Here is a 13038-nt window from a genome sequence, read left to right on the forward strand (position 1 = left end):
TGAGGGGATGGTTGCTTTCAAACAATTGTTTTATTGAATTGATACTCTCTATTAAGTTTCTTTAGTTGTCCAATACTAACTTCATATTTACCTCCGTAAACTTTACTGATTGTTTTCACTTCTTCCTTTGGCCCAAAATAAATAATGTTAAAATCATCAAAATCATTATTTGTATTTTGATTTATGGGAATAAAACCACTTAATTGAGCTGTTGTTTTTACACTAATCCGTCTGCTATTACTCACAACATCAAATCCGTCATGATTGGTTGACGTGCCAGAGTGCCATTGGTTTGAAGTGCACAAATGAATTCACCAATCCTGCCAATTAAATGCCTCAATTCTGTAGGATTACAGTTTAATATATTCATTTCATATCTCAGGTGGTCAGTAAGAAACAATTTTACTCATAATTGAAGCAGCATTAGTGGTGAACAAAATGTAAGTATTATTTGTTGTTTTAATTACTACCCTATCCGTTGAGCCGTAAGGAAACCCAATCCTGACTGCGCTTTTCTCCTCTCCCCCATAGTTTGGGTCAAGGAATACATCGTTAATTTCTTTGATTGGAATTTCAATTTTGGTTAGCTGCCAATTGATTATTAAGTTTTCATTTGATTTTTCAACGTTGATTCCCAGCATAAAACATTCCCCTTTTGACTTTGAGTTCAGTAAAATTTTAACATACGCCAGAAAGTCTTAAAGAGAAATGCAATGATATTAAAGAAAAATTAAATTTACAATAACCGCATTCACTTTGAGCCTATCGTTGGCAGCTTGTAGCTCAAATGATGCTGAAATAGTGCGCACAGCATAAAGAAATTCAATAAGTCTCAAAAGCTGCATTGATCATGACTGGGTTTGGAACATCCTATCACAAAAAACCAACTCGCTATTACTCAATACCCCAATCCTAAGATGTACATCTACATGACAGTAAATATAGCAACATAAGATACGGATTATAAAATGACAAAGTAATCCTTGCATTTCTGCACCCGCCATGCTATATTCATATAGCGATGAGCTGAATTGTGTAAGCCGATGCACATGCCCTTTGCGGCGCACACGAATGTGGCGTGTGGTGCATCGCCTCAATACGCAAAGACGTTTGCCTAAGGCAAACGTCTTTTTTGTGTTATCCGATTTTTGTGCCGTTTGGGATTGGCTGCCCCGGCTGCAGCAAGACAACGTCGCCCTGCCCGGGTATGCCGCCAAGAACCAGTACTTCCGATTTAAATCCGGCAATCCGGCGCGGCGGAAAGTTGACGACTGCTATGATTTGCTTGTTGATCAGGTCTTCTGGCTGGTAGCGCTTTGTGATTTGCGCACTGGACTGTTTCATGCCGATTTCTGCTCCAAAATCAATCACAAGCTTAATCGCCGGGACTCTTGCTTCAGGAAATTCCTCCGCTTTTACAATCGTGCCTGTTCTGATATCCAACTTCTCAAAATCTTCAATGACTGCCATATCGATAACCCCTTTTTCTCCCATTATAAAAGAGATCTCCAATGTTTGTTTAACCAAAAAACGATCATTTTTTATCCAAATATAAGGTGTTTTGATATAGACGGGGCGGCATGCCTGTCCTTTGTGTAAACCATCTTGTAAATGAAGAGAGATTTTGAAAGCCCAGCACCTCGCTGACGACAGTAAGGGTTTCCTTTTTCTCCATCAGCATTCGTTTCGCTTCCTCATGACGAAGATCAGCGATATAGTTCTGCGGCGACTTTCCCGTCTGCTTCTTGAACCAGCTTGAATAGTAGGCTGGGTGATAATGCTCGATGTCTGCCAGCTTTTTAATCGTCAGCCGCTCAAATAAATGGCTGTGAATGTAGGCAATTGAGGCGTAGGTGTGGGATTGCAGTTTTTCTTTTATGTATTGAACAAGCATATGCAGCGAGTTTGCAGTGCCCGCTTTTGCTTCCTCCGTCAGTAAATACCTGATGGAAGACCAGAAAGGATCAAGTGCAGCTTCAATTCCCGATCCCGCATGATACTCATCAATTTTCATCGCATAAAGCGGAACATCCAGTACAAGACACTCATTTCTGCCAATTGAACGGAAACGATGCTCGCACTCAGGCGGAATATACAAAAAATGATCCGGCTTTAATTTCACCTCGCGCCCCTCCGTCTCAAGATCAATACTCCCTTCAAGCGGAAAAAGAAATTGGCTGTACGCATGCCGATGTGAATGATAAAGACGTGTATATGTCCGTTTTTCGCAAATGATCTCTTGAAGCGAGTCCATCAGCAATCCCCTCCTCTCCTTTGGTCTTCTTTTCATTCGGGAACGGTATTCCGACATTTCATATAAAGACTGCCGCCCTTATAATACTTTGACATTATACAATATTCAGAAATATAAGACTATACATCATATTTTTATTGTCTATTAATAATCCTGACAAATACGTCCGAATTGAAAATGGCAGCTTTCTGAAATATCCTCTTACGTTCAAAAGCTTCTTTTGTGATGAAAACCGTAAAGCCTTGCACCAGGCTTCTTGTCGCGCGAATGGCAGCCTCTTCGTCTGTATAACTGTTTTCAACGAGCTTCAAAGACAAGCTAGACATTTTGGTCTGAGATTTGCTCTTTCGTTCTGAACCTTAAGGAAAACTGCTTCATAATATTCTTTATTTAAACTGCAAAATCAACAGATGCATGAGCTAAAGAAGGCGTAGCGGAATCACCCTATCTTTGCTTTTTGGATGGCCTGGCGCATCCGTTCTGCGGGTGATCTCAGGAAATTCCCATGTCCCACCGCGAGACACGAAGGCGCCTTGTCGGTGAGCAATTGTGCGCTTTTAATGGCTTCCTCCTTATTCCATGTGCCGAATGCGGGAAAAGGAAACGTCCATTTCACCTGTCCTGATACAGCAATTCCTCCGCGCAATTGAAACGCATCACCAGCTATGATCGTGCCGTTTCTTGTATCAATAAATGACATGCTGCCCGGTGTATGGCCCGGTGTGGGGATCGCAAGCAGAGAACCGATTGTTTCACCGCCTGTCAGCAGCTGGTGAGGCTTTGTTTGTATGGGTTTCGCCATAGCTCCTTTAATGGGTGTCTGTGCTTCATCTTGACGCAAGGATCTGTCACCTTGCAGCAGGAAAGAATCCCGTTCTGAGATCATCACCTTTGCATGGGGAAATGCTTCTGTCAATGCATCCAGTGAGCCGACATGATCCCCATGTGCATGGGTCAGTAAAATATGCTGAAGGGGCTTTCCCAGCTGATTTACAGCTTGAATGATTCCTTTATAGCTGCCCGGAAGTGCGGCATCAATAAGGGTGACTTCGTTTTCTTCCTCTACTAAATAGCAATTGACCGGAAATAATGCCGGCAAAAAAGTCAGCTGCCAAACCGTTTGGTACTGAGTCACTCTCATTTATTTAGTCCCCCTATTAAAAAACGAATGGTGTTAGTTTTATTATGAACTAACACCATTCGTTTTCTCAAGCATTCAGTTCATGAGTGTTTTATGGCGACATATATGCGAACTTGCGCCCGCTGAGGTACTGCTGCACTTTGATCGTACATTTCAAAGTCACCTGTAAATGTGCGGAGATGACGCTTATCCCAAGACCAAATTTCCTTCCACGTTTCAAGCACAACTTCTTCAATAGGACCGATTCTGGAAGTGAAAACGGCATAATCGGAAGCTGGCAAATCAATGGTTTCATAGGGTTCCGAAAGAGTGCTACTTTCCTTCTGAAACGTACCGACTGAAAATGTGTAGAGCCCATTCGTCTCCTGTTCGTAATTGGAATATAAGGCGATAATGTTTTGATCTTTCTCAGCCTGCGAGAATAGAGCGCTCATATCGAGCTGCCAGAATTGATCCCACAGTGCCGGAATCCGCCTTTGTTCCGTCATTTCCAAAGCATTGGTGGTCCGTTGTGAAAGCCCGGCAAACCGTTTCTGTTCTAAGTGTGTCATATGTGAAAAACTCATACGATCCCTCCTTTTTACCTAGATTATAAAAAAAGAAACCTGACAGCAGTGTGTCAGGTTTCATAAACTTTTTGCATTTGATGAATGGTATCTTTTACTTTATCCCGTATATGGAGAGGCTTCAGAATCTCAATATCCTTTCCGAACTGCAGCAAAAACCCGATCAGCCATTGATCGTCTGGAAGAGAAATGACTGCCCGGCAAATTTCATCTTTATCATAATGAAGAACTTCATTTCCGAACCATTCCCGTATGCGCTGGCGTGCTGCCGGCTGAACAAGAATGACCAGTTCAGTTAAGCGGTCCTTTTGGTACCAATTCTTATCCCATGGCAAGGTATCCAGCTGAATGTCTTTTCTGGTGAATGATTGATATAAAATGGTCAGATCATTCATCCGATTCAATTTAAAAAAGCGAAAATCGTTTCTAATCAGGCAATAGGCGTATAAATACCAGTGTCCCGCCTTGCAAACCAACGTGTAAGGTTCCGTTTGACGATGAAGTGTTTCCCCGCTTGCGTTTGTATATGTAAATGATATGGTTGACAATTGATCAATGGCGGCGCTGATATTCTCACGAAGCGCCTTTTGATCCTCAGTTTGGCCCCAAGCCGTCATGTCAATAAACCATTTTTCAGTTTGGTGCTGAAATGCTTCAGCAGACTTCTCCGGTATAAGATGCTTGATTTTTTGATAAGCTGTACTGTGAGAGGCGGGTTCATACATAGACGAGACACTCTGCAAAGCAGAAGCAATCGCAAATAACTCCTCCTCTTTCAGCCACTCTCTCTCAAGCCGATACGACTCCATAATGCCAATTCCGCCTCCGGAGCCCTGTGAGGTCACAATTGGAATACCAGCTCTATTGATCGTCTCAATATCACGGTAAATTGTTCTTACAGATACTTCAAACATCTCAGCAAGTTCAGCGGCCTGTACTTGTTTTTTACTGATTAATAACACAACCATTGCTAACAAACGTTCCAATTTCATTTTACGCACCTTTTCTTCCATTGTTTTACAAAAAAATCTATCTTAACATTTTCATAAAGCTTGGGCATATCTATTATGCGGCCCAACGAAATCCCGCATATGGTATGAATACAGGGGTCTCCCCTTCTTTTTTGTGTCAAGTATTACTATTTTGAACCGGATAAGCATACACTTCTCAACGGAGGGGATTTCACATCATGCATCTTACACTTCAAAGCATTTATCCTGCCATGATTATTATCTTTTTTCTGTATAAAAAAATTAAAAGGTCCATCGGATATCAGCCGCTGAGGCCTCGCTGGCTGTTCACCCGTATGATTCTTTTCTCACTGTTTGCTTTCGGTCTTTCAATCTTCAGCATCATTCATCCGTCTTTATATGGTTATCTCATTTTCGGCACTCTTGGCGGCTGGCTTCTTGTCTTTTTCGCCAAAAGAAACATCTCCTTTGAAAAACGCAGAGGAAAAATTTATTTTCGCACTCATATTTGGGTAGAAATGATTCTTTTAACCTTATTCCTTTCTAGATTTCTGTATCGAGTGACAGAGCTGTATCATACTTCACCTGATTTAAACAGCCTTGGATCGTACAGTCAGTCAATCGGAACGGATCCTCTGACAATTGGCGTCTTTTTTCTAATAGCTGTTTATTATATCGGTTTTTCTTCGTTCGTCATCAAGCTCAGCAGAAACGAACTCGATCAGAACGGACAGAATAAAGCAAAAGACATCCTTGCCCGCTAACAGCGATAAACGCAAGGATGTCTTTTTTAATCATGTTGGGTATGATGGATCATTTGCTGAAGAACATCTAAAACGTGTTCATCCTCCGGAGAGTAATAAATGGATGTTCCTTCTCTTCGCGATTTGACAAGCCGGAGATTTTTTAAGAATCTGAGCTGGTGGGAAACGGTGGATTGCAATAAATTCAGTTTTTCTGCAATTCCGTTTACAGCATGTTCACCTTGGGATAATAAATGGAGAATCCTGATTCTGGTCGGATCAGAAAGCGCTTTGAACGTTTGCGCGACAAGAAACAAGGTTTCCTCGTCCAGATCAGCAGCCGCCCGCTCCATTTCTCTAAATTCAGTCATCTGTATCACCTTTCTTTATTCATAGTTTTATTTTATAACAAATGTGCTTGGGTGCAAACCAGCCGCCTGTGTTCCAATTCAATCTCATAGGTTAAATTTATGTTTCAAATCAGGTTTTTACTTGGTCTGATATATCGTACTGTGTCATAATAAAGAGGTCATACTGCTCCAAACATTGAGGGTGAAACACAGTGAAGAAAAAGAGAAAAGGCTGTTTCGCTGCTGCGGGTTTTATGATGATTTTTGTCTTTGTCACCGCCTCTTTTTTATTCGTCTTGCTTTTTTTTAACCGGGATTTAATCAAGAAACTTCCGATTGACACGAAAATGATTGTTTTGGAACGTTTAACTGATTATAAACCGCTGGTGGAAGACGAGCTTGAAAATCAAGGACTCACCAATTATACATCACTCATACTTGGCATGATGTATCAGGAGTCAAAAGGAAAAGGCAATGATCCTATGCAGTCCTCTGAATCTCTGGGGTTAAAACGCAATGAGATCACAGACCCTCAACTCAGTGTTAAACAAGGCATCAAGCAATTTACCCTCATGTACAAGACCGGTAAGGAAAAAGGTGTGGATTTGGATACCATTATTCAAAGCTACAACATGGGGGCAGGTTACATTGATTTTGTAGCTGAACATGGAGGAACGCATACTGAGGAATTGGCAAAACAATACTCCGAGCAGCAAGTCAAAAGAAATCCCGATCTGTATACTTGCGGGGGAAATGTGAATAATTTCCGCTATCCGTATTGCTACGGTGATTATACGTATGCAGAAAAAGTAAAAGAAAAAACAAAAACTGTTGAAGAATCTTTACAGGTTGCAACACTTGAAACCATGGAATCAAAGGCCCATAAATAGGAGTCTATCCATTTGCACGCAAAAGCCCAACTATTTGGGCTTTTGGCATGTCTACAAGCACAAAAAAGCCATACTGAGTATGGCTTCAGCTTGTAGAGAAAACGACGTTTTTTCTACAAGCCTTTTTTGTTTTCTGCTGTTTCTTTAGTTGTTCAGCGGATTTCAAAAACTGAAAAAGAGCTCCCACATACCTAGCCCTGTTTGGCTAGGTATGTGGCAATCTTCTTCATGTTCTGGCATGCGGCTGTGAGGAGAACTTGTTCACTCACATTCCGTTTTCCCCTCAACCTGCAATAGCGAAGCCCATGCAGCTGTTTTGAATCTGCAAAGCTTCGCTCTATTTTTTCTTTTCTTTTTTTATAGAGGTTTTTTCCTGAAACAGATAAGCGATTTTGTCTGATCTTTTCTTTGTGGTCCTCCCATACATGCCGGGTGATGACCTTTTGGCGGTTCTTTGATCTTGTGCATTGTTCAAGCAATGGGCACGCGAAACAGGTTTCAGGATTTGATTTATATGACCGGTAGCCTTTTCGGTCAGTTGTTGAGTATGTAAGTGTTTGCTGGTTCGGGCAAATGTATCTGTCTTTTTCACTGTCATAATGAAACTTCCATTTTGGAAACAAACCTCTAGTAGGGTGATATCGTCTATGCGCAATAACGCCAAAAATATGGCGGTCGGCTAACCCTTTACAGATCGGAGTCGTTAAATAACCAGAATCAAGAGCGACGGCTTCTACTTCAAAATGAAATCGTGCAATTTGGTGATCTAATCGGCCAAGATAAGGCACAGAATCATGGACATTTCCAGGCGTAACATAGGCGTCGGTGATAATGTTATGTTTCATATCCGTTGTTCGGTGATCTAAGTAAAAGAAACCCTCCGGTTTGTTTTCACGATACATATATCCACTTTCAGGATCAGTTGTACTGTGGCGGATCTCTTTTTCAGCTTTCACCTCCTCTTTGGCTGGTAATGGCTTTTTTCCGTGCTCCTCCCGATCTTCTTGAATGGCTTCATTTAAATCTTTGATATAGTTTTGTGTATCCTGTTCAATCGTTTTTCTTGTGTATTTGTGCTTGTTGGCATTGGCTTTCAGATGAGTTGAATCAGTGAAAAGGACACGTCCGCCCACCATATCATGATTGATGGCCTGAAGAACGATCTCATCAAAAATGTCTTGGAAAATCGTTGTATCTTTAAAGCGTGTGCGTCTGTTCCAGCTGATGGTGGAGTGGTGCGGAACTGGGTCATTGATATTCAGGCCCAAAAACCATCTGTACGCCATATTGTAGTAAATTTCTTTTTCAAGCTGTCTTTCTGAACGGATACCGTAGAGGTAGCCGATAAACATCATTTTGAATAAAATCAGCGGATCGAGTGAGGGGCGGCCTTTGTTTTCGCTGTAGTAAGGCTTAACCTTTTCAATGATAAAAGAGAAGTCTATGTGTTTATCGATTTTTCGAAGCAAATGATCCTCTTCGACGAGTTGGTCAAGCAGAACAAATTCGGCTGCGTTTTGAGAAGAATTTCTTGTGTGGAACATAAGAAAGACACCATCCTTTTTAGTCTTTCTTTTATTTTATTACACGAGAATGGATATTTTAAGGAAAAATAAAGGCTGTCGAGATTTTCTCGACAGCCTGAAGCCATACTGAGTATGGCTTTTAATAATACGGTGATATCATCAGATATACAATAACGCCTGTAAGACTTACATACAGCCACAAAGGCATTGTCCATCTGGCTATTTTTTTATGGCGCTCGACCTGCATGCTGAAGCCTCTGATCAGTGTAAACAGCGCAAGCGGCACAATGACTGCAGAAAGGACGATATGCGAAATTAAGATAAAGAAGTAAATCGGACGCATGATACCTTCCCCGCCATACAGCGTATTCTCCGCGATCGAATGGTAAACAACATAACAAACCAAAAATAGTAATGTTGTTGTAAAAGCTGCTAGAATAAAGCGTTTATGAGCTTTAATATTTTTCTGTTTAATCATCATCAGCGCGGCCAATAAAAAGATAAATGTAAAGCTGTTGAATATCGCATTCAGCATTGGCAAAATGTGAATATTCGCATGGCTGAACTGGTCTAATTTAGGCATAAAAAACAGCACTGCGATTAAACCGTTAATCAGAACTGTCAGCGTAAGGACAATCCCCGTATAATTTTTCGGTTTATTTTCTGTTTGATTCATTTGATGATCTCTCCTATTTGTACTGACTATCCAAATCGTATGCAAATTCAAAGAGGTTGTCAACGTTTTGGAATGCTTCGTCAGAAATTAGACACACTTCAAAGGCCGGCAGCTTGCAGCCCCGGCCCTGTTCGATTTCACGCCTCTTTGATTAAATGCTCAACAGCTTTATGTTCATTTTCATTCAACAGGTTCTTTTGGATTTTCGAATGAATCGGTTTATTCATATGCTGATCCAAAATATCCGCTGTTTCTTTATCACCGGCGATAACCATTCGTTCCCATCTTTTCGCGGCTGCTTTTTGATCAAGGTTGGCAGCCAGCCGCTTATACAGTCTTGTTTGGTTTTCCGTTACATGTTCCCTCATTCGATCCTCTTCAAACGGCACCGCTTTTTCTGCAGAGGAATGGCGATTCTCCCAAGACTCATTGATGATATCATACTCATAATGCTCAACCGCCTCAATTTTACCTAAAACGGTTTCAATAATTTTCACTTCATGCTGCTGCGTTAAAATAAACGCCGTGCTTGGGTATGTTTGACGCAAATCCCTCAACTGATCCAGAACAGCTGTTTCTTCCCAGTAAAATCTTGTTTCTACAGGGATTTGTAGCTTTATTGGTTCCCATATACCGCTATCGGAAACAAAAAACACGAGACTTCGGGGCATATCCTTCCCCATTTTATTAAGGTATTGATTAATCTTCGTTCTGATCCCTTCCAGACACTTCTCTTCCTCTGGATCACTTGCTGCCAAATACTCTTTTAATCGGCCAAATCCTGACTTTAGGGCAATCTTCCATTCTCCCCCCTGCTGCTCGGGATCTCTCATGTCTGTATTGAGATATAGGGAGAGAATTTTATCGGGCGGTTCCAATTGGACATAGTGTAATTTCTTAATCAATGAATCAATCGCCATTCCAATTCCTCCTTTTTCAACAAGTTAGTTTTCTTTTTCCTCTCTTAGAAACAATCAAACCTTACTTTGCGCTAATTTCTACTAATAATGGATTTGTTATTTACAGATGCCCCTTTCATCTAATACAATTGATAACTGTGTTTCTGAAAACGGTTTGTTGAAAGGAGTTTGGTCTTGTTTACTGTTAAAGAAAAAAATCGCGAAGAACTAGAGGAAGAACTGCATGATTTAGAATTTCAAATTTACCGCATGCAGGAGAATATGAAGGATCTATCTAAAGATGCCAAAGTGCTTGGTATTGATCAATCGAAACATGAAGAATGGATGATTGTTTCCTCGATTGATGATGGCCAAACATGCAAAATTATGCTTACTGATTGTAAAACGGCTTATAGAGGAAAAGACTGTTTTTCACTTGTAGCGTCCTACAAGGAAGATGCCATTCATATCGGCGACATAAAAGGCCCCCCGAATCACGGGTTTGGTTCCATTTGTATGAAATATATAAAAGATATCGCCAGAGACCACAATATCCCAAAAGTCACAGGGGACATTGCCAAACGGGATTGGAATCATGTAGACCGGCTGATTCATTTTTATGAAAAACATGAATTTACAGTATGCATTGATCATGATACACAATCAGGCAGCATTAAGTGGGTTGATTTGTAAAAAGGTCTGGAAGAATGAACCAAGGTGTGCTCTAATGGTGTAAAACCATTGTTGGAGGAATCTATGTACGCCTCAAAACTGAAAAAGGGAGACGAAATCCGGATCGTGTCTCCCGCGACCAGCATGTCTCTATTATCAAATGAAACAAAAATTCAAGCAAAAACGGCGTTAGAACGATTAGGTTATCGGGTAACCATTGCTGAACATGCAAATGAATGTAACGAGTTTGATTCATCCTCTATTGAATCAAGAGTCCATGATCTGCACGCTGCCTTTTTCGATCCAGGTGTCAAAGCGATTTTAACGACACTCGGCGGTTTCAATTCAAATCAGCTGCTGCGTTATCTTGATTACGATAAAATCAAACAGCATCCAAAAATTCTGTGCGGGTATTCCGATATCACGGCTCTTTGCAACGCCATTTATCAAAAAACGGGCCTTGTTACGTATTCAGGCCCCCACTTCTCAACATTCGCAATGAAAAAAGGACTCGACTATACAAAAGAGTATTTTCTTTCTTGCTGCGCTTCGGACAGTCCGTTTGAGGTTCACCCTTCTGGCGAATGGAGCGATGATCGCTGGTATTTGGATCAAGAAAACAGGCGCTTTTTTCCTCATGAAGGCCCTGTTGTGATCCAAGAGGGTTTTGCGGAAGGCACCTTGATTGGCGGAAACCTATGCACACTTAATTTGCTGCAGGGAACGGAGTATTTTCCTGAAACAGAGAATTCCATCTTATTGATTGAAGATGATCATATGTCAGACATCCATATGTTTGACCGTGATCTGCAATCGCTCATCCACCTCCCCGCTTTTTATCATGTGAAGGCGATTTTGATCGGCCGATTTCAAAAAGCATCCAATGTATCAATAGAGCAGGTAAAAGCCATGATTGGAACAAAAAAAGAATTATCCGGCCTCCCAATCATCGCAAATATAAATGCCGGCCACACTTCACCAATTGCCACGTTTCCTATAGGGGGAACATGCAGGATAGAAGCTGTTTCAGGTGCATCACGAATATGGATCGATAAACATTAATCAGCTTGTAAATTATTTTACAAGCTTTTTTAGCGTAAACAGTGATGCAAGCGGCACGACATGACAAATGTCATATAGGGTGTATGATGGGTGCTACTACAAAGAACTCCTCTCATTCGCGTATACTTAACCGAGACACACAATGAGAGGATACTTACTATGACTGAACAAACCACTGCGCAAAAACAAAAACAGCTGACAAAGCAAGTCGCTGCTTTTGCTAAGCCCGAAACAAAAAACAGCCTGATTCAGCTTTCGAACACGTTTATTCCTTTCTTTGGACTATGGTTTCTTGCTTATCTGTGCCTCAATGTCTCCTATCTCCTTACGATAGCATTAACAGTGATTGCCGCAGGATTTTTGACAAGGATCTTTATCATCTTCCATGACTGCTGCCATCAATCATTTTTCAAACAAAAGCGGTATAACCACATACTCGGTTTTGTGACTGGTGTCCTGACTCTCTTCCCTTATCTTCAATGGCAGCACAGCCATTCGATTCATCATGCGACAAGCAGCAATCTGGATAAACGCGGAACAGGAGACATCTGGATGTTAACAGTAAACGAATATCAAGCTGCATCCAGACGAACAAAGCTTGCATACAGACTTTATAGAAATCCGTTTGTCATGTTTATTCTCGGACCGATTTATGTTTTTCTGATTACGAACCGTTTTAACAAAAAAGGGGCAAGACGTAAGGAGCGTGTTAACACTTACCTTACAAATCTGGCAATCGTGGCATTGGCTGCTGTTTGCTGCCTAATCTTTGGCTGGCAATCGTTTTTACTGGTGCAAGGCCCTATTTTTCTGATCTCAGGCTCAATCGGTGTATGGCTCTTTTATGTGCAGCATACCTTTGAAGATTCTTACTTTGAAGCGGATGAAAATTGGAGTTACGTGCAGGCAGCTGTGGAAGGCAGTTCATTTTACAAACTCCCGAAACTGCTTCAATGGCTCACAGGAAATATCGGGTACCACCACGTACACCATTTGAGCCCCAAGGTTCCTAACTATAAGCTTGAAGTTGCACATGAACATCACGAGCCATTAAAAAACGTACCGACAATCACCTTAAAAACGAGTTTGCAGTCACTTGGTTTCCGCCTTTGGGATGAAGATAAAAAACAATTTGTATCATTTCGGGATATCAAACATATCCCTTCCAGCCTTCCGCCTGATTCAACAGAAAAACAAAAGCTGCGGAACGCCTGATGATGAAGGAGGTCTTCTCTTATACACAAGAAGGCTTCCTTTTTATTATTCAAGGATGCATTCTGGCTTTCGC

At 41.2% G+C, this 13038-nt stretch carries 15 protein-coding genes and 1 pseudogene; 5 read left to right on the forward strand and 11 right to left on the reverse strand.

From position 1 onward, the window contains the following. Positions 1–17 precede the first annotated feature (17 nt). The 7 genes and pseudogenes from M1D98_RS09970 to M1D98_RS10000 form a co-directional block, all read right to left on the reverse strand. A pseudogene (locus tag M1D98_RS09970) lies at positions 18–382 on the reverse strand (DUF6998 domain-containing protein); the annotation flags it as partial. A 4-nt stretch (positions 383–386) separates the two neighbouring features. Further along, on the reverse strand, positions 387–641 hold the full coding sequence (locus M1D98_RS09975; RefSeq protein WP_010330573.1) for a SunI/YnzG family protein: 255 nt from the start codon (positions 639–641) through the stop codon (positions 387–389). 496 nt (positions 642–1137) lie between these two features. After that, positions 1138–1470: a chaperone CsaA gene (gene csaA / locus M1D98_RS09980; protein WP_121643742.1), complete on the reverse strand. Its 333-nt coding sequence runs from the start codon at positions 1468–1470 to the stop codon at positions 1138–1140. A 64-nt stretch (positions 1471–1534) separates the two neighbouring features. Next, positions 1535–2260, reverse strand: coding sequence for a helix-turn-helix domain-containing protein (locus M1D98_RS09985; RefSeq protein ID WP_268559771.1), 726 nt, complete (start codon positions 2258–2260; stop codon positions 1535–1537). Between the two features lie 433 nt (positions 2261–2693). Next, positions 2694–3395, reverse strand: coding sequence for an MBL fold metallo-hydrolase (locus M1D98_RS09990; RefSeq protein WP_456279564.1), 702 nt, complete (start codon positions 3393–3395; stop codon positions 2694–2696). An 80-nt stretch (positions 3396–3475) separates the two neighbouring features. After that, positions 3476–3961: a GyrI-like domain-containing protein gene (locus tag M1D98_RS09995; protein ID WP_010330568.1), complete on the reverse strand. Its 486-nt coding sequence runs from the start codon at positions 3959–3961 to the stop codon at positions 3476–3478. Positions 3962–4014: 53 nt separating this feature from the next. Next, positions 4015–4953, reverse strand: coding sequence for a helix-turn-helix transcriptional regulator (locus M1D98_RS10000; protein WP_010330567.1), 939 nt, complete (start codon positions 4951–4953; stop codon positions 4015–4017). A gap of 197 nt (positions 4954–5150) precedes the next feature. On the opposite strand from M1D98_RS10000, the gene csk22 reads away from it, so the two are divergent. Beyond that, complete coding sequence (gene csk22 / locus M1D98_RS10005; protein WP_010330566.1) at positions 5151–5696, forward strand: mother cell-specific sporulation protein Csk22; 546 nt, start codon at positions 5151–5153, stop codon at positions 5694–5696. Positions 5697–5722: 26 nt separating this feature from the next. On the opposite strand, the gene czrA is transcribed toward csk22, so the two are convergent. Beyond that, positions 5723–6046, reverse strand: a complete 324-nt coding sequence (czrA, locus tag M1D98_RS10010; RefSeq protein ID WP_026014533.1) for a Zn(II)-responsive metalloregulatory transcriptional repressor CzrA — start codon at positions 6044–6046, stop codon at positions 5723–5725. Between the two features lie 191 nt (positions 6047–6237). On the opposite strand from czrA, the gene M1D98_RS10015 reads away from it, so the two are divergent. Continuing rightward, on the forward strand, positions 6238–6915 hold the full coding sequence (locus M1D98_RS10015) for a lysozyme family protein (RefSeq protein WP_039074164.1): 678 nt from the start codon (positions 6238–6240) through the stop codon (positions 6913–6915). A gap of 191 nt (positions 6916–7106) precedes the next feature. On the opposite strand, the gene M1D98_RS10020 is transcribed toward M1D98_RS10015, so the two are convergent. From M1D98_RS10020 to M1D98_RS10030, 3 genes are all read right to left on the reverse strand, one after another. After that, entirely contained in the window at positions 7107–8459 is a 1353-nt protein-coding gene (locus M1D98_RS10020; RefSeq protein WP_456279565.1) for an IS1182 family transposase, read from the reverse strand. A 121-nt stretch (positions 8460–8580) separates the two neighbouring features. Further along, positions 8581–9117: a DUF420 domain-containing protein gene (locus tag M1D98_RS10025; protein ID WP_010330562.1), complete on the reverse strand. Its 537-nt coding sequence runs from the start codon at positions 9115–9117 to the stop codon at positions 8581–8583. A 137-nt stretch (positions 9118–9254) separates the two neighbouring features. Then, positions 9255–10037, reverse strand: coding sequence for a VLRF1 family aeRF1-type release factor (locus tag M1D98_RS10030; RefSeq protein WP_010330561.1), 783 nt, complete (start codon positions 10035–10037; stop codon positions 9255–9257). A gap of 174 nt (positions 10038–10211) precedes the next feature. Between M1D98_RS10030 and M1D98_RS10035 the strand changes: the two genes are divergently transcribed. From M1D98_RS10035 to desE, 3 genes are all read left to right on the forward strand, one after another. After that, positions 10212–10709 carry a GNAT family N-acetyltransferase gene (locus M1D98_RS10035; protein WP_010330560.1) on the forward strand — a complete coding sequence of 166 codons (498 nt, stop codon included), beginning with the start codon at positions 10212–10214 and terminating at the stop codon, positions 10707–10709. A 63-nt stretch (positions 10710–10772) separates the two neighbouring features. Next, on the forward strand, positions 10773–11750 hold the full coding sequence (locus tag M1D98_RS10040) for a S66 family peptidase (protein ID WP_268524482.1): 978 nt from the start codon (positions 10773–10775) through the stop codon (positions 11748–11750). 159 nt (positions 11751–11909) lie between these two features. After that, positions 11910–12965: a fatty acid desaturase DesE gene (gene desE / locus M1D98_RS10045; RefSeq protein WP_121642719.1), complete on the forward strand. Its 1056-nt coding sequence runs from the start codon at positions 11910–11912 to the stop codon at positions 12963–12965. The last annotated feature ends 73 nt before the right edge of the window (positions 12966–13038 follow it).

Source organism: Bacillus sp. K7, assembly GCF_053903245.1.

Bases quoted from the DNA above. Each gene is read 5' to 3' on its own strand.
- M1D98_RS09990 (WP_456279564.1), bottom strand. From the start codon at position 3,395: ATGAGAGTGACTCAGTACCAAACGGTTTGGCAGCTGACTTTTTTGCCG.
- M1D98_RS09995 (WP_010330568.1), bottom strand. From the start codon at position 3,961: ATGAGTTTTTCACATATGACACACTTAGAACAGAAACGGTTTGCCGGG.
- czrA (WP_026014533.1), bottom strand. From the start codon at position 6,046: ATGACTGAATTTAGAGAAATGGAGCGGGCGGCTGCTGATCTGGACGAG.
- M1D98_RS10000 (WP_010330567.1), bottom strand. From the start codon at position 4,953: ATGAAATTGGAACGTTTGTTAGCAATGGTTGTGTTATTAATCAGTAAA.
- csk22 (WP_010330566.1), top strand. From the start codon at position 5,151: ATGCATCTTACACTTCAAAGCATTTATCCTGCCATGATTATTATCTTT.
- M1D98_RS10020 (WP_456279565.1), bottom strand. From the start codon at position 8,459: ATGTTCCACACAAGAAATTCTTCTCAAAACGCAGCCGAATTTGTTCTG.
- M1D98_RS10025 (WP_010330562.1), bottom strand. From the start codon at position 9,117: ATGAATCAAACAGAAAATAAACCGAAAAATTATACGGGGATTGTCCTT.
- csaA (WP_121643742.1), bottom strand. From the start codon at position 1,470: ATGGCAGTCATTGAAGATTTTGAGAAGTTGGATATCAGAACAGGCACG.
- M1D98_RS10030 (WP_010330561.1), bottom strand. From the start codon at position 10,037: ATGGCGATTGATTCATTGATTAAGAAATTACACTATGTCCAATTGGAA.
- M1D98_RS10040 (WP_268524482.1), top strand. From the start codon at position 10,773: ATGTACGCCTCAAAACTGAAAAAGGGAGACGAAATCCGGATCGTGTCT.
- M1D98_RS09975 (WP_010330573.1), bottom strand. From the start codon at position 641: ATGCTGGGAATCAACGTTGAAAAATCAAATGAAAACTTAATAATCAAT.
- desE (WP_121642719.1), top strand. From the start codon at position 11,910: ATGACTGAACAAACCACTGCGCAAAAACAAAAACAGCTGACAAAGCAA.